Source organism: Frateuria defendens, from assembly GCF_001182895.1.
In the GTDB taxonomy this organism is placed as follows: domain Bacteria; phylum Pseudomonadota; class Gammaproteobacteria; order Xanthomonadales; family Rhodanobacteraceae; genus Frateuria_B; species Frateuria_B defendens.
In genome coordinates, this window is record NZ_LFQR01000224.1 from 1 (window position 1) to 253 (window position 253).

The window sequence follows — 253 nt, forward strand, 5'->3', positions numbered from 1 at the left end:
CCGCGCCGGCGGCGCGCCCCGCCCTGCCGGCCGTGCGGCCGGGCGCCGGCCTGGTCGACGACCGCGACCGCCTCGGCACCGGCGAGACCACTATCCTGATCGTCGAGGATGACCTCGCCTTCGCCCGCATCCTGGCCGAGATGGTGCGCCAGAAGGGCCAGCGCGTGCTGCACGCGGCCGACGGCGAACAGGGTCTGGAGCTGGCGCGGCGTTACCGTCCGCAGGGCATCCTGCTCGACGTGATGCTGCCCGG

The 253-nt window shown here is 75.5% G+C and carries 1 protein-coding gene; it reads left to right on the top strand.

The genetic code is table 11. The features are described from left to right. Positions 1-253, top strand: a 253-nt coding sequence (locus ACH65_RS18040) for a response regulator (RefSeq protein ID WP_049624027.1), incomplete at both ends; no start/stop codon positions are given.